We start from the raw sequence: 17,715 nt of genomic DNA, 5'->3' as shown, positions 1-17,715 counted from the left end.
GTCACTGCGGTGGTGTCGCGGTGCGGGCGTGTGTCACTGCCGTCGTCTAGGTTCACGGCATGACCGAGCCCTCCCACCTCACCGCGGTCCGCGAGTCCTACGACACCGTCGCCGCCGACTACGCCCGGCGCGTCAAGGAACCGGCTGAGCTCGACCCGGTGTCGCGCGCGATGCTCGCGGCCTTCGCCGAACTCGCAGCCCCCCTCGGGCCGGTCGCGGACCTGGGCTGCGGCCCCGGCAAGGTCACGGCACACCTGGCCGCTCTGGGAGTGCCGGTGTTCGGCGTGGACGTGTCGCCGCGGATGATCGAGCTGGCCCGGGCGGCGCACCCCGGGCTCCGCTTCACCGTCGGCTCGATGACCGCCCTGGACATCGGCGACGGCGAACTCGGCGGCGTCCTCGCGTACTACGCCACCCACCACACCCCGCCGCGGTGGCTCCCGGCCGTCTTCTCCGAGTTCCACCGCACCCTCGCCCCCGGTGGCCGCCTGATGCTGGCCGGCCATGCCGGCGACGGCGAGCACCTCCGCCCGACCCACGCCTACGGCGGCCACCCGGTGTCCTACGAGTCGTACCTCCTCCCACCCGACCGCATCACCGAACTGCTCCAACGGGCCGGGCTGGTGGTCACGACCCGGGTGGTGCAGGAACCGGAGGGCGCCTCGAAGAGGCGGGCGGGCACGTTCTTGGCGTACAAGCCGGAGTGACAGCCGCAGGGGGACGAGGGGTTCAGGTGCCCGGCTCGCCCTCCTCGGGCGCCTCGCCGGTCGACTCCGGCAGCCCGATGACGTACGTGCCCTTCGCGGGCAGGGTGGCGACGAGGCCTCGTCTGCGGAGCTCGACGACGGCGCGGCGCACGGTGCCGATGCTCACGCTGTACAGACCGGTCATGGTCCGCTCGCCCGGCAGTGCGGCGCCCTGCGGCAGCTTGCCGGACGCGATGTCCGCAGCGATGGCGTCGGCGAGTTTCACGTACTCGTAGCGCGGAAGCTCCATCATTTCTCCACCGTGCCGCAGCCCTACGCATGCCGCAGGAGCGGGACGCGTCCCACCGCGGCGGGATGTAGGGGGGTGCAGGGGGACGCGGTTACCGGTAGGGTCGACATGACGAGACCCCGGCGAGGTGAGCTAGACCTCCCGGGGCATGGCCAACGCTTACAAGGAGCGTCGACATGCATGACCTTATCCCCCGCGCCCTCCGATGGCTGCGCCTCCTCTTCGCCCCCGGCTACGGGGAACGGCGTCGGTGCCGCCCCCGCCGTCACGTCTTCGCCCAGGCGCATCCCACCCTCGTGCGTTGCCCCGCCGTCCCCCGGGGACCGGAGCTTCCCCGTCACCGCTCCCCGTACGGCCTGCACAGCCCTCTCGACGGCACGGCCTCCGCCCTTGTCCGCCCCTACCTCGCCGCCGAGATCGGTAGCGATCCCGGCCGGCATGTGATCGGCGCGCGGAAGGCGGCCGCCTGATGGAACGCCCCGCCGGTCAGACGCACGTCACGCCCCCAGCCCGGCTCCTGCCCTGGCTGTCACCCGACGGCAACCCCTGCTACCTGGTGACCGACGACAACGGCAGCCGCCTCTCTCGTCTCGCCGACGACATGGAGGCCGTCCAGCTCGCCACCGGCACCGATGTGCTCGGCCTCGCCCGCAAGGTGCTGGCCGACCCGGCCTCGCCGTACACGGAGGTGCGTTTCGCCGGCCTCCGTCTCGCGGAGTGCCTGACCGACGCCCTGCGTGTCGCCGAGTCCCGGGGGATGCGCGTGCCGGTACCGGACAGCGAAGACGCAGGGGAGATCTGACGTCGGTCACGCGGAAGAGGTCGGCCTCCGCGTGGCGTGGCGCACTATTGCAAGCGGGTGCTTGCAATAGTTAGCGGGGTGTTGCACTGTGGGCGCATGGCATCGCTCAACGTCGGCAATCTCGGTGACTACCTGCGCGAGCAGCGGCGCACGGCGCAGCTGTCGCTCAGGCAGCTCGCCGATGCCGCCGGGGTGTCCAATCCGTATCTGAGCCAGATCGAGCGCGGGCTGCGCAAGCCGAGCGCGGAGGTGCTGCAGCAGGTCGCCAAGGCGCTGCGGATCTCCGCCGAGACGCTGTACGTCCGGGCCGGGATCCTCGACGCCGAGCGGGACCGGGACGAGGTGGAGACGCGGGCCGTCATCCTCGCCGACCCGACGCTCAACGAGCGGCAGAAACAGGTGCTGTTGCAGATCTACGAGTCCTTCCGCAAGGAGAACGGATTCGGGACCGGCGACGGCTCGGACGCCTCGGACGCCCCGGACGGCTCGGGCGTCACGGGTGTCGTCGGCGTCGTCACCGGGGACGGTGCGGTGAGTGTCGACGGGGACGCTCCCGACGCCGGTACCGGGATACCGAGGACCGGCCCGGCCGACGGCGATCAGCCCGCCCGGCGCCGCAGCCGCAAGAGCACCGGCAGGAACGCCGGCAAGAACGACGGCGGTACGACCGCCACCCGCCGTACCCGCGAGGGCGAAGGCGGCAGCGACACCGATCCGCAGCAGACGGCCGGCTGAGCCGGACCAGGGCACCGGCCGTACCGCCGCGGATCACACCAACCCTCAGCCGAACCCTCAAACGAGACAGAATCCGGGAGGACCATCACCATGGCCATCACCGACGACCTGCGCAAGACCTTCAGCGACCCGACCCCGCTCTACTTCGCCGCAGGCACCGCCGACCTCGCCCTTCAGCAGGCCAAGAAGGTGCCGGCCCTGGTGGAGCAGCTGCGTTCCGAGGCCCCTGCGCGGATCGACGCCGTACGCAACACCGACCCCAAGGCCGTCCAGGAGAAGGCGTCCGCCCGGGCCAAGGAGGCCTCCGCCCGCGTCAAGGAGACGCAGGAGACCCTCCAGACCAAGGTCACGACGTTCATCGGCTCCCTCGACGCCGACGTCAAGAAGCTCGGCAGCAACCTCGACGCGGACCTGAAGAAGTTCGGCGAGAACGCCCAGGACTTCGCCCTGCGCGGCGTCGGCGTGGCCGCCGAGTACGCGGTCAAGGCCCGTGAGACCTACGAGAAGGTCGCCGAGCACGGCGAGCAGGCCGTTCGCACCTGGCGCGGCGAGGCCGCCGACAGCATCGAGGACGTCGCCGAGGGCGTCGAGGAGCTGGCCATCGCCGTCGAGCCGAAGAGCCAGCCGGTCGAGGTCAAGGAGGAGCCGGTGAAGCCCGCCGGTGCCGCCGTCCCCGCCCCGGCCAAGAAGGCGCCCGCCGCGAAGAAGGCCCCGGCGCGCAAGACCACCACCGCCAAGAAGCCCACCCCGCCGGTGAAGTAGGACGGCGGAGCGATCACACACGGACGGGCCGGGCACCCTGGGGGTGTCCGGCCCGTTGTGCGGGTACGGTGACCGCGTAGGGACGAGCCGAGTCAGGTGGTGGGCGTTGTGCTGATGCAGGGCTTCGCAGGGTTGATGTGGCTTCTGAACATGGCCCTGGTCGTTTTCAGCGGCTTCGCGCTGTTCGACGCCGCGGTGCGGCGGGAGGACGCCTATCGCGCGGCCGGCAAGAAGACCAAGCCCTTCTGGCTGATCATCCTGGGGCTCGCCTTGGTGGTGAACCTGCTCTTCTCGATCCTGTCGTTCCTGCCGATCATCGGCCTCATCGCGACGATCGTGTACATGGTCGACGTGCGGCCCGCGATCCGCGCGCTCCCGGGCGGCGGCCGCAGCCGGCGCGGCTCCAGCAGCGACGGCCCCTACGGCCCGTACAACGGGGGCCGGTAAGCACCCGCGGCGGCCGGTAAGCACCCCGCGGCGGCGCGAGCGCCCGGTCCGGTGCGCGGGCGTCCGGCTCGGTGCGGGGGCGTCCGGCTCGGTGCCGAGGGCGTCGGCCCGGTGCCTACGGCACCCGGTCCAGCAGCAGGACCGCCACGTCGTCCGTCAGCTCGCCGCCGTTGAGCTCACGGACCTCGTTCACCGCCGCCCGCAGCAGCTGCTCGCCCCGCAGGCCCTCGGCGAACTGGCGGCGGACCATCTCCGTCATGCCGTCCTGACCGAGCCGCTCCCGGCCCTGGCCGATGTGGCCCTCGATCAGACCGTCGGTGTAGAGCATCAGGCTCCACTCGGCACCCAGCTCCACCTGCATCCGCGGCCAGCGGGCGCCGGGCAGGAGGCCCAGGGCCGGTCCGTTGTTGTCGTACGGCAGCAGGCGGGCCGGTTTGCCCGGGCGGGCCAGCAGCGGCGACGGGTGACCCGCCAGGCACAGGCCCGCGCGGCGCCCGTCCGGCGCGATGTCCACCGTGCACAGGGTCGCGAAGATCTCGTCGTCGGCCCGCTCGTGCTCCAGTACCTGCTGGAGTGTGCCCAGCAGCTGGTCGCCGCACAGACCCGCCAGCGTCAGCGCGCGCCACGCGATCCGCAGCTCCACCCCGAGGGCGGCCTCATCCGGGCCGTGCCCGCAGACGTCGCCGATCATGGCGTGCACGGTGCCGTCCGGCGTCCGCACGACGTCGTAGAAGTCACCGCCGAGCAGGGCGCGCGAGCGGCCCGGGCGGTAGCGGGCGGCGAACCGCAGCGAAGAGCCCTCCAGCAGTGGCGTCGGCAGCAGGCCGCGCTCCAGGCGACGGTTCTCCTGCGCCCGCAGCCGGCCCTCGGCGAGCCTGCGCTCGGCCGACTCGGAACGCTTGCGCTCCACCGCGTAGCGGATCGCGCGGCTCAGCAGCCTGCTGTCCAGCTCGTCGCGGAAGAGGTAGTCCTGGGCGCCCACCCGCACCGCCTCGGCGCCGCGCTCGGCGTCGCCCGACGCGGTCAGCGCCAGGACGGCATGCCGGGGAGCGAGCTCCAGCACGTGCTTGAGCACGGCGAGCTCGTCCTCGCAGTCGCTGTGGCCCGGCGCGGGCAGCGCCAGGTCCAGCAGGATGCAGTGGACGTCGTCGGTCAGCAGCCGTCCGGCCTCGGTCAGATTGCGGGCCGTGCGGACGCGGATCGGCTTGCCTGCCTGGTCGAGCATGTCCGGCACGATCGGCGAACCGGCCGGGTCGTCCTCGATCAGCAGCAGCGTCAGGTTGGTGTGGGCGGTGTGGTTCTCCACCTTGTCCGTGGTGTTCCCGGCGGCGTCCGGCGTGCGGCCCTCCGGCGAGGTGTCCTTCATGGGCTCCTCGGCGGATCCGGCGCGCGGGGACGCGGCCTGCGCCTGACCACTCTCCGCGGCCGGGATCGCTCTCTGCCGCGGTATGGGTACGGGCATCGTCTTGGGTTCCTTCCCTCCCCCCGAGGGCATGGCGGGGGCGAGGGACCTCGACCCACCGACGGGGACCATAGCGGGTGTCGGCGCCGCATAGGAATGGTGTGAGCCACGCCGCTGCGCCACCGGCCAGTGTCATATGCCGCGATATGCCCCGCAGTTGGACAGCTCGGAGATGCTGCGGGGATGACGAACGTCACGTCGGCGCGCGGGGCGCGCGCCGGGGGGCGTGCGGTGGGTCACGTGGGCCAGGTCACCGAGGGTGTCCGGTATCCGGTGTGTCTCGTCCGGCCGCCGTCCGCGATCAGTTGGCGTCGGCGTCCGGCCGCACCACTCCCAGGATGGGCATGGTCCCGGCCCCCGCGATCGTCACGGTCCGCCCGGGCCGCGGCGCGTGCACGATCGCCCCGTCACCGATGTACATCGCGACGTGGCTGGCGTCACCGAAGTAGATGACGAGGTCGCCGGGCCGCATGTCCTGGACGTCGATGTGCCGCAGCTGCTTCCACTGCTCCTGCGAGGTGCGCGGGATGCCGCGGCCGGCCGATATCCAGGCCTGTGACGTCAGCCCCGAGCAGTCGTACGTCTCCGGGCCCTCGGCGCCCCACCGGTACGGCTTGCCGATCTGCGCCGTGGCGTACTCCACGGCCTTCTTGCCCTGCTCGGAGGCCTTCCCGTCGATCTCGTCGAGGATGCCGGAGTCGAGCCAGGCGGTCTGCGCCTTGTTCGCGGCCTCCTTCTCCAGCTCGGCGAGACGCTCCTGCTCCTCCTTCCGGAGGGCGGATTCGAGCTTCTCCGCCTGCGCGATCTGCTTCTCGATCTTCTTCTGCGCGGCGGCCTTGGCCTTGCGGCCCGCCTCCAGCTTCTTCCACTGCGCGGAGGCGTCCTTGGCGTACTGCTCCAAATCCTCCTGCGTCCGGGTCACTTCGCCGAGCAGGCCCTTGGTCGCGTGGTGGCCCTGGCGGACCCGGCCCGCGCCGTCGAGGAAATCCTGCGGATCGTCGCTCAGCGCCAGATGGGCCTCGGGCGGCAGCCCGCCGCCGCGGTACTGGGCGGCGGCCGCGGCTCCCGCGCGGTTCTTCAGCTTCCGCAGCTTCTCCTGGCCCTTGACCATCTTCTCGGCCAGTTGCACGACCTCGGCGGACTGCTTGTCCGCCTTCTCCTCGGCGGCGTTGTACTCCTCGGTGGCGCGGCCGGCGGCGCGGTACAGCTTGTCGAGCTTCCTGCGCACGGCTTCCAGGTCCTTGCCGGGCGTGAGTGCCGGGCCCGCGCTCGGGGCGGGTGAGGGAGTGGGGCTCGCGAATGCCGTGCCGGGTGCCGCCAGCACCGTGACCGCGCAGACCACGGCCACCGCCGTCGCGATCAGGCCACGCTTGCCCGTTCCCATACCTCGTCCCCCAAACTGATTAACCGTCAGTAACGTGCGGTTCGCCTGGGGATGCTGTCATGTCGGCCCGGAAAGCGACAGAGGTAGTACTTCCCGCCATCCGCTCGCCGGTATGCCCCGGCATGAAGATCTTCCACATCCCCCCGCCTGTGTGACGAAGGACTCAGAGAGATCGTTCCAGCCGGACCCGCCCCGTCCACGGGCTGCGGAGTCAGGCGCCGGGCCGCGGGAGTCAGGCCCCCGGGGCGAAGGGGTCAACCGCAGGAGTCAGGCCTCGGGTCGCAGGAGTCAGGCCTCGGGCGGAAGGAGTCAGGCGCCGGGCCGAAGGAGTCAGGCGCCGGGCCGCAGGAGCCAGGCCTCGGGCGGAAGGAGTCAGGCGCCGGGCCGCAGGAGTCAGGCGCCGGGCCGAAGGAGTCAGGCCTCGGGCGGAAGGAGTCAGGCGCCGGGCCGAAGGAGTCAGGCCTCGGGCGGAAGGAGTCAGGCGCCGGGCGGAAGGAGTCAGGCGCCGGGCCGTTGAAGTCAGGCGTGTGGGGCCAAGGCCTCCCACCGCACCGTCACTTCTCCCTGGCGCCACCGCGCCGGCCCGTCCGTCACCGGCCAGTCGGCCGTCAGGTCCCGCACCGTCCGGATCCAGCGCTGCCGGGCGCCGTAGGAGGCGTAGGGTGCGGCGGCCGCCCAGGCGCGGTCGAAGTCGCGCAGGAAGGCGTGTACCGGCTCGCCGGGGACATTGCGGTGGATGAGTGCCTTCGGCAGGCGTTCCGCGAGGTCCGAGGGGCGGTCCAGGGAGCCCAGCCGGGTCGCGAAGGTGACCGTGCGGGGTCCCTCCGGGCCGAGCGCGACCCACACGTGCCGGCGTCCGATCTCGTCGCAGGTCCCCTCGACCAGCAACCCGCCCTGCGAGCCGGTCGCCGGGTCGGCCGCCGCGAGCCGCCCGCACAGCCGCTGCCACACGGCCGCGACCTCGTCCTCCTCGTACTGCCGCAGTACGTTCGCCGCGCGGACGAGCAGGGGCCGCTGCGGGATGGGGATCTCGAAGCCGCCGTGCCGGAAGACCAGCCCCGTCCGCTCGTAGGGCAGCGCCGCCGCGACCCGGGCCGGTTCGATCTCGACGCCCACCACGCGCGCCCGTGGCGCGACCGTACGCAGGCGGTGCAGCAACTCGACGGCCGTCCAGGGGGCGGCGCCGTACCCGAGGTCGACCGCCACCGGGTCGGCGACGCGGCGCAGCTCGGCGCCGTGCGTGGCCGCGATCCAGCGGTCCATGCGGCGCAGCCGATTGGGATTGGTCGTCCCGCGCGTGACCGTGCCCAGGGGTCGGGTCGCCGCGCGGGATGTCATACGTACGAGGTTAAGGGCCCTCGGCTCCGGTTATGGGGCCGAGGTGCCGCCGCCGGCAGGCGGGACGCCCGGAGAGAGGACGGTCACTCAGCCCTGGCGGACGACGTCGCGGCCCGGGCCGCCGGAGAGCGTGTCCCGGCCAGGGCGAGCGGAGCGGCCAGGGCGAGCGGAGCGGCCGGCGTGAGCGGAGCTGCCAGGGCTGTGCCGAGTACCGGGGCCAGGACCGATGCGCGTAACGGGCGGTGGCGTCGGGCGGAGCCGGCGGTCATGGGAATCCTCCGTGAGGCGGTCGAGGCAATCGAGGCGGTCGTGGATCCTTCCGTGGGGGTGACAGGCGCGGCGGGCGCCCGGTTGTCCGCTCCACCGGAGTCGTCGGACGGAATTCACCTTCTGGTCGCGCACCCGGAGCCGACGGGCCCACGCCCTCTCGCCCTCGAACGGTTGAGCGACCGGCGGTAATGTTTCGGTAAAACTCCCGAATCAGGAAATGGAGTTCCTCCTTCCGGTGTTGGACCCCGTCGGAGGGCGCCGTGCGCTCTGCGACAGGCATGCCCCGAGCGAGGAGGAACGCCACGTGAGCCAGTACATCGGCAGGCTCGGCCGGCGCTCCGCGTCGTCCCCCGCGCGCCTGCGGCTGCACCGCAGGCCACGCCGCGTCGCGATGCTCTCCGTGCACACCTCCCCGCTTCACCAGCCGGGCACCGGCGACGCCGGTGGCATGAACGTCTACATCGTGGAGCTCGCGCAGCGACTGGCCGCGCAGGGCGTCGAGGTCGAGATCTTCACGCGCGCGACCGCCGCCGCCCTCCCCCCGACCGTCGAGCTGGCCCCCGGCGTCCTCGTGCGGCACGTCGACGCCGGGCCCTACGAGGGCCTCAACAAGGAGGACCTCCCCGCCCAGCTGTGCGCCTTCACCCACGGCGTGATGCAGGCCTGGGCCCATCACCGCCCCGGCCACTACGACCTGGTCCACTCCCATTACTGGCTCTCCGGCCACGTCGGCTGGCTCGCCGCCCAGCGCTGGGGCGTCCCGCTGGTCCACGCCATGCACACCATGGCCAAGGTCAAGAACGCCAACCTGGCCGACGGCGACACCCCCGAACCGGCGGCCCGTGTCATCGGCGAGACCCAGATCGTCTCCGCCGCCGACCGCCTCATCGCCAACACCACCGAAGAGGCCGACGAACTGGTCCGGCACTACGCGGCCGAGACCGACAAGGTCGCCGTGGTCCATCCCGGCGTGAACCTCAGTCGCTTCTCGCCCGCCGACGGCCGCGCCGCCGCCCGGTCCCGGCTCGGCCTGCCCCAGGACGCGCTGATCCCGCTCTTCGCGGGCCGTATACAGCCCCTCAAGGCCCCCGACGTGCTGCTGCGGGCCGTCGCCGTCCTCCTCGACGAGCGCCCCGAACTGCGTTCGCGCGTCCTCGTGCCCGTCGTCGGCGGACCCTCCGGCAGCGGCCTCGCCAAGCCCGAGGGCCTGCAGAAGCTGGCCGCGCGCCTGGGCATCGCGGACGTCGTACGGTTCCGCCCGCCGGTCGGTCAGGAGCAGCTGGCGGACTGGTTCCGCGCCGCTTCCGTGCTGGTCATGCCCTCCTACAGCGAGTCCTTCGGACTGGTCGCCATAGAGGCGCAGGCGGCGGGCACCCCGGTGCTCGCGGCGTCGGTCGGCGGTCTGCCGGTCGCCGTGCGCGACGGGCACACCGGCTTCCTCGTCCGCGGGCACGATCCGGCCGACTACGCGCGCGTGCTCGGCGCTTTCGCCGACGACCCGGAGCTGACCACCCGGCTGGGCGGGCAGGCCGCCCGGCACGCCCAGTCCTTCGGCTGGGACACGGCCGCCGCCGCGACGGCCGACGTCTACACGGCCGCGATGCAGGCGCACCGCCGTCGCGTACGCTCGCTGTATGGGTGAAACCGATCAGGAGCAGCGTGCGGCCCAGGTCGTCGAAGGAGTGCTGAAGGACGCCGAACTGGAGTGGGAGAGCCCCCAGCCCGGCACCTACGTCGCGCAGCTTCCGGGCAGCCGCAAGCTCAAGACCACGGTCTCCCTGATCGTCGGCCGCCACTCGCTGTCCCTGAACGCCTTCGTCATCCGCCACCCCGACGAGAACGAGCAGGGCTTCCACCGCTGGCTCCTTGAGCGCAACCTCAAGCTCTACGGCGTGAGTTACGCCGTCGACCAGCACGGCGACGTCTACCTCACCGGCCGCCTCTCCCTGTCCGCCGTCACCGCCGACGAGCTCGACCGTCTGCTCGGCCAGGTCCTGGAGGCCTCCGACGGCGCCTTCAACACCCTTCTGGAGCTGGGCTTCGCCTCGGCGATCCGCAAGGAGTACGAGTGGCGGGTGTCGCGGGGGGAGTCCACGCGCAACCTGGACGCGTTCGCCCACCTCACGCAGCGCCCCGAGCGCTAACCGGCCCGGTAACGCCCCGGCGGCACACCCACCAGCCTGCGGAAGTGCCGCGTGAGGTGCGACTGGTCGTAGAACCCGGCCGCCACCGCCACCTCGCCCGGTGAGCGCCCCTCCGGGAGCAGCCGCCGGGCGCGCCCGACCCGCAGGGACGTGAGGTACTGGTGCGGGGCGATGCCGTAGGCCGTGCTGAACGCCCGTACGAGATGGGAGGGATGGGCGCCGAGCAGCCCGGCGGCCTCCCGCAGTGCGACGCCCTCGACGATCCGCTCGTCCAGCAACTCGCGCAGCCGCCGCGCGAGAACGGGGTCGGCCGGCCGGGGGGAGACGGGATCGCCCCGCAGATGGCCGCACAACCGCTCCCCGACGAACAACAGCCTGCTCTCCGCCTCCAGTTCCTCACCGGGCCGCGCCAGCGCGCCGTGCAACTGCCCCACCCGCCGCCGCAGCAGCGGATCGCGCACATCGGGCCGGTCGACGGCGGCCCCGATGAACTCGTCCCCGAGATGCGTCCCGTCGAGGTACAGCACCCGCTTGCGGAAGCCCTCCGCGGTGACGGGGGAGCCGTTGTGCGGCACGTGCGGCGGCAGCAGCGACACGGTGTCGTGCGGGGTGCCGTGCTCGTGCCGGTCGAGTTCGTACCGCACGGCGCCGGCGTCCACGATCAGCAGCGTCCAGGCGTCGTGGACGTGCATCGGATAGGCGTACTCGGTGAACCGCGCGTGGAAGACCTCGACGACACCCTGGACGGCGGGCCGCCAGGCGGAGACGGTCCGCTGCCGGTCCGGCACGTTCGTGCGCGGGGACTTCGGTGTCGGTGCCCTGGGCGGGGAGACCATGCAAAAAACGTACAAGACCCCGGCAGGGGCCGCCGGGCACGCTCGGACCATGGACACGATCACCGAACCCCTGCGGCCGGAGCCGATCCGATTCGACACGAAGATCGCCGTGCTGCTGCGCGCGGACCTGGAGCCCTGGCAGCGCCTCAACGCAACATCGTTCCTGGTCAGCGGCTTGGGAACGCAGCTTCCCGAGGTGATCGGCGAACCGTACGAGGACGCGGACGGCGTGCCCTACCTCCCCATGTTCCGCCAGCCCGTCATGGTCTTCGAGGCCCCGAAGGAAACCCTGACCACCGCCCACGCCCGTGCCCTCTCCCGCGCCCTGCCCCGCGCGCTCTTCACCTCCGACCTCTTCTCCACGGGCAACGACCGCGACAACCGAGCCGCCGTACGGGCCGTGCCGACCGCGGAACTGGACCTCGTGGGACTCGCGGTCCACGGCCCGAAGAACGCCGTGGACAAGGTGGTGAAGGGGGCGCGGATGCACCCGTGAGCACCGGGCGCGGGGCGCGGGGACGACCAAAGTCGCGGACGCGTAGACCAACGGCCGACGACAGGGCGGTGGTCTCCCGCGGAGACTCGTGCCATGGAGGAAGCCAGGAACGCTCCCACGGTCCTGCTCGCCCCGGACGGCCTCGAACGCGCGCGGGAGCGCTGCGGCCTGAACCGGCGGCGCCTCACGGACGCCCTCACCGCACACGGCTACGCCTGGGAGGAACAGGACCCGTACCACGCCGAGTTCCGCCGCTGGGTGCCCGGCACCCCCGGCCTGCCCGCGGGCGCGGACGCTCTGCTGCGGGCCCGCGCCCAGGCCCGCGAGGACGAGCAGGCCGGCGAGGCCCGGGAGTTGCGCGGGGAACTGCTGCGGCTGGGTGTGGTCGTGCGGGACGAGGAGAGGCGGCAGTACGTCCGGGTCGTGACCGGGAGCCGTGCGGCCTGAACGGGCGGCTCCTCAGGGCGTACAGGCCGCGGCGATCGACACGCTGTTCTCGTACAGGTGGTGGCGGGTGATCCGTCCGCCCTCGACGGTGAGCCGTAGCGCGAAGGGCCCCGAGAAGGACTTGCCGGTCGCTCGGACGGTCCCGGAGAGGTGCCCCATCAGCACGGCGTCCGTCCCGTCGACCAGGAAGGTGTCGACGGACGCGCGGGCGTCCTCGGGGACGGTGTACCGGGCCAGCTCATCGGCCTGCGCCGCACATTCCGCGGCGGTGGACCGGGGCCGGATCCAGGGGACGGCGGGGTTCTCGGCGAGCATCCAGTCGACTTTGTCGGCGAAGAGCGCGGTGAGGCCCTCGGTGTCTCCGGCGAGGCGGAGTTCGAGGAACGTCCGGACGGTGGAGCGGGTGGCTTCCGCGATGTCGGCAGGCGTCATGGAACCCAGCCTGCCGGGGCGCCCGGGGCGCGTCGATTACCCGCGAGGTAAGCAGGGCCACGGCCACTGCCACTGCTGCTGGTGGGTTGGGGGGTTGCGTTCGGCGTGGAACCGGGGCGGGCCCGGGGATGGGTCCGGGGATGGGCCCGGAGCGGATCCAGGGCGGGCCGGGGTGAGCCCGGGGATGGGTCTGGTCGATGGGTCTAGGGAGGCCGGGGAGGTACCCGGAAGGGTCTGGGGAGGTCCCGGGAAGAGTCTGGATAGGGCCCCGGACGGGCTGGGGGAGGCCGGGGGTGGGCTCGGGGGGACGCCGAACCTAGAATCGAACGTATGAACGACCCAGAGTCGCGGCTCGCGCTGCTCCGCTTCCTGGAGCGCGTGCAGGAACGCGACCTGGCACGCACCCGTCGGTGGATCGCGGACGAGGAACGCCGCCAGGCCGAACGTCGACGCGGCCTCCCGGCCCGCCCTCCCGCGCCGGACTGGCTGATCGAGCGCGGCCTGTCCGGGCAGGAAGCCGTGTACGTCCACGTAGGGGGCTGCTGGAACGTGGGCGGGCGCAGCAAGGGCGTCGACCGTGACCGTGCCCGGCGGGCCCTCGCCGACGGGGTCAAGGCCTGCCCGCAGTGCCGTCCGGACACGGAACTCGGCTTCGTGGACGGCTAGAGCGGCCGTAGCGGAGCGGCCTGCGTCATCTCGGGGCGGAAGACCGGAACTTTCCGGCTCACCCCGCACCGACCTCCGGTTGCGGCCGCGCCCCCACCGACGGCTCGACCGCCTTGTCCTCCCCGGGCACCTGCCGCATGAGCACGGCGTACCCCGCCCCGGCCGCCGTCCCCACCACCGCGCACAGCCCCCACAGCCACTCCGCCCCGAACCGGTCGATGACGAACCCGGACAGCAGCGGGGCGACGAGGGCGGCCACGGACCAGGACATCGTGTACATGCCCTGGTAGCGCCCGCGCCCCCGCACCGGCGACAGCCGTACGACGAGACCCGTCTGCGTCGGCGCGTTGACGATCTCGGCCAGTGTCCACACGCACACCGTCAGCGCGATGACCGCCACCGACCCCGCGAAGGCGGTGAGCGCGAAGCCGTACCCCGCGAGGACGGACGAGACGACCAGCAGCCGGCGGGGATCCCGGTGTTCGATGAAGCGGGTGACCGGGATCTGGAGGACGACGATCAGCACGCCGTTCACGGCGATCGCCAGGCCGTACTCGGCCGGAGTGAAACCGGCCTCACCCATCGCCACCGGCAGCCCCACCGACCCTTGCTGGAAGATCAGCGCGACGAGGAAGGACAGCCCGACGACGCACATGAACCGCCCGTCGCGCAGTACGGTGCGCAGGCTCACGGAGTCGCCCCGGACACCCGCCGTCACCGGCGTCTCGACGGGCTTGGACTCCGGCAGCCGCAGGAAGACGAGGATCGCGCAGAGCATCGTCATCCCCGCCTCGATCAGGAACCCGGCGCGGTAGCTGACCTCGGCGATGAATCCGGCGGCCATTGAGGACACGGCGAAGCCGAGGTTGATGGCCCAGTAGTTGAGGGAGAAGGCCCGGATACGGTCCTCGGGCCGGACGATGTCGGCCATCATCGCCTGCACGGCGGGCCGCGAGGCATTGCTCGCCATGCCGACGAGGAAGGCGACCCCGGCGATCGTGACCGGGTCGCGCACGAAGCCCAGCAGCGCGACGGACGCGGCGGTCGAGGCCTGCGCGATCAGCAGGGTCGGCCGCCGGCCCAGCCGGTCGGTCATCACCCCGCCGCCCAGCGAGGAGATCACCCCGCCCAGCCCGTGCAGGGAGGCGACCAGACCGGCGTACGTGGCGGAGTAGCCGCGGTCGACCGTCAGATACAGCGCCATGAAGGTGGCGACGAAGGCGCCGAGCCGGTTGACCAGCGTGCTGGTCCACAGCCACCAGAACTCGCGCGGGAGACCGGAGACCGTCTCCCGGACGGCACGGCGGGCACGCAGGGCGTACGGCATGGATCCCCCCAGAGACAACTGGTGACGGCGTCGCTCGTGAGCAGCGCTCGCGGGCAGCGCGTGCAAGCCCCGCTTGTAAGCGGCGCTGTAGCCATGCGCAAATTACAAGCTCTCCATCGCCGCAGGCCACTCAATTAACAGATCCAGTCAAACGTCCGCCTGCCGGGCAGCCACGCGAACGGGCGAAAGCGTGGATTACGCTCTGAGGCATGGCCGACGCACCGTACAAGCTGATCCTCCTCCGCCACGGCGAGAGCGAGTGGAACGCGAAGAACCTGTTCACCGGCTGGGTGGACGTCAATCTCAACGAGAAGGGCGAGAAGGAGGCAGTCCGCGGTGGCGAGCTCCTGAAGGACGCCGATCTCCTCCCCGACGTGGTCCACACCTCCCTCCAGAAGCGCGCGATCCGCACGGCCCAGCTGGCCCTGGAGGCCGCGGACCGCCTCTGGATCCCGGTCCACCGCTCGTGGCGCCTGAACGAGCGCCACTACGGCGCCCTCCAGGGCAAGGACAAGGCGCAGACCCTCGCCGAGTTCGGCGAGGAGCAGTTCATGCTGTGGCGCCGGTCCTACGACACCCCGCCCCCGCCGCTGGACATCGACGCCGAGTACTCGCAGTTCTCCGACCCGCGCTACGCGACCCTCCCGCCGGAGCTGCGCCCGCGCACGGAGTGCCTGAAGGACGTCGTCGTCCGCATGCTCCCGTACTGGTTCGACGCGATCGTCCCCGACCTGCTGACCGGCCGCACGGTCCTGGTCGCGGCCCACGGCAACTCGCTCCGCGCCCTGGTCAAGCACCTGGACGGCATCTCCGACGCGGACATCGCGGGCCTCAACATCCCCACGGGCATCCCGCTCTCCTACGAACTCGACGCCGAGTTCAAGCCCCTGAACCCGGGCGGCACCTACCTGGACCCGGACGCGGCAGCGGCCGCCATCGAGGCGGTCAAGAACCAGGGCAAGAAGAAGTAAGCAGCACCGAAGAAGCCCCCTGCCTGCGGGTTGTCCGCTGGTAGGGGGCTTGTTGCTGTGCTTGGGCTGTCCCGTGAGTGCTGTTCAGCTCCAGCGGGAGCAACGACACATCGTAGTTCGCAAGCCCTCGGGCGCACTCACCAGTCAGGCAGGGGAGCTGCCGCCCTCGCCGGAACGCGGACCGTCTTGGCCGAGGCGATACTCGTTCCGGTCGCGCCGGCGTTTCCCGTCCCAGGTGATGAGTTGCACCGTGTCGACCTCGCACCACAGCGGCAGCAGTGGTGCGAGGCCGGACTGCAATGTGTCGTAGGCCGCGTCCTGGGTCGCCGGCCCTCGTGGTTCGCGATCGTCAGGTGGGGGTCGAGGCCGGGGCCGAAGATCCCCCGGTAGGGCACCAGTTCGGGCCGGCGCCGGGTGAGATCCGTGGTGAGGGCCTTGACCGGGGCGTGAGGGTGCGGGTCGAGGTAGAGGACACCGGGGTAACGGCCGAAGCCGGCGAACGTCAGGGCGAACGGAGGGTGCCGGGCGAGGATGCCGGTCCGTTCGCGGTGGACCGGGTCGTCCGGACGGCTTTCGTGCACGAACGGATAGAGCACCGTCACATGGGCCGGGAATCCGGCCCGGACCAGCGGATCGGCCTCCGGAATCCTGATCGTGAGCGCTGTGTCGCCCGGTATGTCCGGCCACCCGTCCGACGCCCGCTCGCTCCGCGCCCGCTCTCCTCCGCGATCACCACGCTTCTCATGATCACAGGAGTGTTGTCGGGGGGCTTCCGCGCCCCAGGAAGAAGCCCAGCCCCCAACCCCCGCCCTGTCCTCCCCCTCCCACGGTGATTCTCCGGGAGGGCCACGTCGGCATCGCGAGACGCGGACCCTTGACGGACATGGGCTGACGGTCGAGGCCGCGCAGGGCGGCTGACTGCCCGGAGTCGGGCAGGTGGGCTGCTCCCCCAGGGGTTTGCAGGTCGCCGACGGCCCGGAGGCGGGCAGGTCCCGGCCGGGTCCCGATATTCGGTGGCGGCCCCGCCCCGCCCGGTCCACCCTGCCCGCATGGCCTCAGGCGAGCACACCGGCGAAGCAGTGGCGTCAGCAGCCTCGGATCCGACTCGGTGGACACGGGCGACCGTCTACCCGGACATGTGGGTCGACCCCGACGACGACCCTCGTGAGACCGACGCCCAGCCCGTCGACGAACGCGGCATCCTCCTCGACTACCTGCGCAGCTACCGCCTCACCCTCGAGATGAAGTGCGCGGGCCTGGACGCCGAGCAGATGGCCCGGCGATCCGTCCCGCCCTCCACGATGTCCCTGCTGGGGCTGGTGCGGCACCTGACCGAGGACGAACGGCACCTTCGCCGGGTGATGGCCGGAGAGGACGCGCCGAAGCTCTACCGCACGGAAGAGGACCGGGACGGTGACTTCAACGGTGCCGTCGCCGACCCGGCGGTCGTGGACGAGGCCTGGCGGCAGTGGCGCAGCGAGGTCGAGCGCACCGACCGCTACCTGGCCGGCGTCACCGACCTCGCCACCCGCAACGCCGGCTACTCCGACTACGGTCCCGAGCCAGGCGGACAACTCCAGCTCCGTGACCTCCTGGTCGCGCAGATCGCGGAGTACGCCCGGCACTGCGGTCACGCCGACCTCCTGCGCGAACGGATCGACGGCCGCGTCGGGCAGTGAGCCCCCGCCAGAAAAAAACTTCGGCGGCGATGTCGAGAACCCGCGCCCGGCTCCGTCCCCGGGGTGAAGGCGGCCAAGATGGGTCGCACCAGCACCGAGGAGAACCACGATGGCCAAGTACCTGCTTCTGAAGCACTACCGCGGCGCCCCGGCGGCGGTCAACGACGTACCCATGGACCGGTGGACGCCGGAGGAGATCTCGGCCCACGTGCAGTACATGCAGGACTTCGCGGCCCGGCTGGAGAAGACCGGAGAGTTCGTCGACGGCCAGGCGCTCGCCCCCGAGGGTGCGTGGGTCCGGTACGACGGTGAGGGGCGTCCGCCGGTCACCGACGGCCCGTTCGCCGAGACCAAGGACCTCATCGCCGGCTGGATGATCATCGACGTGGACGGCTACGACCGTGCCGTCGAGCTGGCCGGCGAGCTGTCGGCGGCACCCGGGGCGGGCGGCAAGCCGATCCACGAGTGGCTCGAGGTGCGCCCCTTCCTCACCACGCCCCCCACCATCACGGAGTGACCCC

General features: G+C 71.9%; 22 protein-coding genes. 14 read left to right on the top strand and 8 right to left on the bottom strand.

The window, feature by feature from the left end; genetic code table 11:
* The first annotated feature begins 59 nt into the window (after positions 1 to 59).
* The gene (locus tag ABTX62_RS14445) at positions 60 to 707 is read left to right on the top strand and encodes a class I SAM-dependent methyltransferase (RefSeq protein WP_352116462.1); all 648 of its coding nucleotides are present in this window, start codon (positions 60 to 62) and stop codon (positions 705 to 707) included.
* A gap of 22 nt (positions 708 to 729) precedes the next feature.
* On the opposite strand, the gene ABTX62_RS14440 is transcribed toward ABTX62_RS14445, so the two are convergent.
* Complete coding sequence (locus ABTX62_RS14440) at positions 730 to 999, bottom strand: GntR family transcriptional regulator (RefSeq protein ID WP_352116461.1); 270 nt, start codon at positions 997 to 999, stop codon at positions 730 to 732.
* Positions 1,000 to 1,172: 173 nt separating this feature from the next.
* Here ABTX62_RS14440 and ABTX62_RS14435 point away from each other — a divergent pair, with 173 nt between their 5' ends.
* The 5 genes from ABTX62_RS14435 (at position 1,173) to ABTX62_RS14415 (ending at position 3,742) form a co-directional block, all read left to right on the top strand.
* Complete coding sequence (locus ABTX62_RS14435) at positions 1,173 to 1,466, top strand: hypothetical protein (protein WP_352116460.1); 294 nt, start codon at positions 1,173 to 1,175, stop codon at positions 1,464 to 1,466.
* A complete protein-coding gene (locus ABTX62_RS14430; protein WP_352116459.1) occupies positions 1,466 to 1,798 on the top strand; it encodes a hypothetical protein in 333 nt (110 codons plus the stop codon). Before ABTX62_RS14435 ends, ABTX62_RS14430 begins: the two co-directional genes overlap by 1 nt.
* A gap of 96 nt (positions 1,799 to 1,894) precedes the next feature.
* Positions 1,895 to 2,533, top strand: coding sequence for a helix-turn-helix domain-containing protein (locus ABTX62_RS14425; protein ID WP_352116458.1), 639 nt, complete (start codon positions 1,895 to 1,897; stop codon positions 2,531 to 2,533).
* 90 nt (positions 2,534 to 2,623) lie between these two features.
* Positions 2,624 to 3,295: a hypothetical protein gene (locus tag ABTX62_RS14420; protein ID WP_352116457.1), complete on the top strand. Its 672-nt coding sequence runs from the start codon at positions 2,624 to 2,626 to the stop codon at positions 3,293 to 3,295.
* A 114-nt stretch (positions 3,296 to 3,409) separates the two neighbouring features.
* Positions 3,410 to 3,742, top strand: coding sequence for a DUF2516 family protein (locus tag ABTX62_RS14415; protein WP_352116522.1), 333 nt, complete (start codon positions 3,410 to 3,412; stop codon positions 3,740 to 3,742).
* A 115-nt stretch (positions 3,743 to 3,857) separates the two neighbouring features.
* Here the strand turns inward: ABTX62_RS14415 and ABTX62_RS14410 are convergent, their stop codons facing one another.
* From ABTX62_RS14410 to ABTX62_RS14400, 3 genes are all read right to left on the bottom strand, one after another.
* The gene (locus ABTX62_RS14410) at positions 3,858 to 5,204 is read right to left on the bottom strand and encodes a PP2C family protein-serine/threonine phosphatase (RefSeq protein ID WP_352116456.1); all 1,347 of its coding nucleotides are present in this window, start codon (positions 5,202 to 5,204) and stop codon (positions 3,858 to 3,860) included.
* A 301-nt stretch (positions 5,205 to 5,505) separates the two neighbouring features.
* Complete coding sequence (locus ABTX62_RS14405; protein ID WP_352116455.1) at positions 5,506 to 6,588, bottom strand: C40 family peptidase; 1,083 nt, start codon at positions 6,586 to 6,588, stop codon at positions 5,506 to 5,508.
* A 519-nt stretch (positions 6,589 to 7,107) separates the two neighbouring features.
* Positions 7,108 to 7,926, bottom strand: a complete 819-nt coding sequence (locus ABTX62_RS14400) for a class I SAM-dependent methyltransferase (RefSeq protein ID WP_352116454.1) — start codon at positions 7,924 to 7,926, stop codon at positions 7,108 to 7,110.
* Between the two features lie 574 nt (positions 7,927 to 8,500).
* On the opposite strand from ABTX62_RS14400, the gene mshA reads away from it, so the two are divergent.
* Positions 8,501 to 9,838, top strand: coding sequence for a D-inositol-3-phosphate glycosyltransferase (mshA, locus tag ABTX62_RS14395; RefSeq protein WP_352116453.1), 1,338 nt, complete (start codon positions 8,501 to 8,503; stop codon positions 9,836 to 9,838).
* Entirely contained in the window at positions 9,831 to 10,340 is a 510-nt protein-coding gene (locus ABTX62_RS14390) for a type III secretion system chaperone family protein (protein ID WP_283973463.1), read from the top strand. Before mshA ends, ABTX62_RS14390 begins: the two co-directional genes overlap by 8 nt.
* Here the strand turns inward: ABTX62_RS14390 and ABTX62_RS14385 are convergent.
* Complete coding sequence (locus ABTX62_RS14385) at positions 10,337 to 11,176, bottom strand: helix-turn-helix transcriptional regulator (RefSeq protein WP_352116452.1); 840 nt, start codon at positions 11,174 to 11,176, stop codon at positions 10,337 to 10,339. The genes ABTX62_RS14390 and ABTX62_RS14385 overlap by 4 nt on opposite strands.
* 49 nt (positions 11,177 to 11,225) lie before the next feature.
* Between ABTX62_RS14385 and ABTX62_RS14380 the strand changes: the two genes are divergently transcribed.
* Together ABTX62_RS14380 and ABTX62_RS14375 are read left to right on the top strand one after the other, a co-directional pair.
* A complete protein-coding gene (locus ABTX62_RS14380) occupies positions 11,226 to 11,672 on the top strand; it encodes a DUF2000 family protein (protein WP_352116451.1) in 447 nt (148 codons plus the stop codon).
* 93 nt (positions 11,673 to 11,765) lie between these two features.
* On the top strand, positions 11,766 to 12,119 hold the full coding sequence (locus ABTX62_RS14375) for a CysS/YqeB C-terminal domain-containing protein (protein ID WP_352116450.1): 354 nt from the start codon (positions 11,766 to 11,768) through the stop codon (positions 12,117 to 12,119).
* A 12-nt stretch (positions 12,120 to 12,131) separates the two neighbouring features.
* Here ABTX62_RS14375 and ABTX62_RS14370 read toward each other — a convergent pair whose 3' ends face one another.
* Positions 12,132 to 12,551, bottom strand: a complete 420-nt coding sequence (locus ABTX62_RS14370) for a nuclear transport factor 2 family protein (RefSeq protein WP_352116449.1) — start codon at positions 12,549 to 12,551, stop codon at positions 12,132 to 12,134.
* 330 nt (positions 12,552 to 12,881) lie between these two features.
* On the opposite strand from ABTX62_RS14370, the gene ABTX62_RS14365 reads away from it, so the two are divergent.
* Positions 12,882 to 13,217 carry a DUF6233 domain-containing protein gene (locus tag ABTX62_RS14365; RefSeq protein ID WP_352116448.1) on the top strand — a complete coding sequence of 112 codons (336 nt, stop codon included), beginning with the start codon at positions 12,882 to 12,884 and terminating at the stop codon, positions 13,215 to 13,217.
* Positions 13,218 to 13,275: 58 nt separating this feature from the next.
* Here ABTX62_RS14365 and ABTX62_RS14360 read toward each other — a convergent pair whose 3' ends face one another.
* Entirely contained in the window at positions 13,276 to 14,544 is a 1,269-nt protein-coding gene (locus tag ABTX62_RS14360; protein WP_352116447.1) for an MDR family MFS transporter, read from the bottom strand.
* Positions 14,545 to 14,753: 209 nt separating this feature from the next.
* Here ABTX62_RS14360 and ABTX62_RS14355 point away from each other — a divergent pair, with 209 nt between their 5' ends.
* Positions 14,754 to 15,515 (top strand): phosphoglyceromutase, encoded by a 762-nt coding sequence (locus ABTX62_RS14355; protein WP_283973470.1) that lies wholly within the window; start codon positions 14,754 to 14,756, stop codon positions 15,513 to 15,515.
* A gap of 137 nt (positions 15,516 to 15,652) precedes the next feature.
* Here the strand turns inward: ABTX62_RS14355 and ABTX62_RS14350 are convergent, their stop codons facing one another.
* The gene (locus ABTX62_RS14350) at positions 15,653 to 16,096 is read right to left on the bottom strand and encodes a 2'-5' RNA ligase family protein (protein ID WP_352116446.1); all 444 of its coding nucleotides are present in this window, start codon (positions 16,094 to 16,096) and stop codon (positions 15,653 to 15,655) included.
* Between the two features lie 468 nt (positions 16,097 to 16,564).
* Between ABTX62_RS14350 and ABTX62_RS14345 the strand changes: the two genes are divergently transcribed.
* On the top strand, positions 16,565 to 17,194 hold the full coding sequence (locus ABTX62_RS14345; RefSeq protein WP_352116445.1) for a DinB family protein: 630 nt from the start codon (positions 16,565 to 16,567) through the stop codon (positions 17,192 to 17,194).
* A gap of 109 nt (positions 17,195 to 17,303) precedes the next feature.
* Complete coding sequence (locus ABTX62_RS14340; RefSeq protein WP_283973473.1) at positions 17,304 to 17,711, top strand: YciI family protein; 408 nt, start codon at positions 17,304 to 17,306, stop codon at positions 17,709 to 17,711.
* Positions 17,712 to 17,715 lie beyond the last annotated feature (4 nt).

Origin of the sequence: Streptomyces sp. NPDC096046, from assembly GCF_040303285.1 — a bacterium.
Classification (GTDB): Bacteria; Actinomycetota; Actinomycetes; order Streptomycetales; family Streptomycetaceae; genus Streptomyces.
This window is presented reverse-complemented; position numbering and strand designations above follow the sequence as displayed.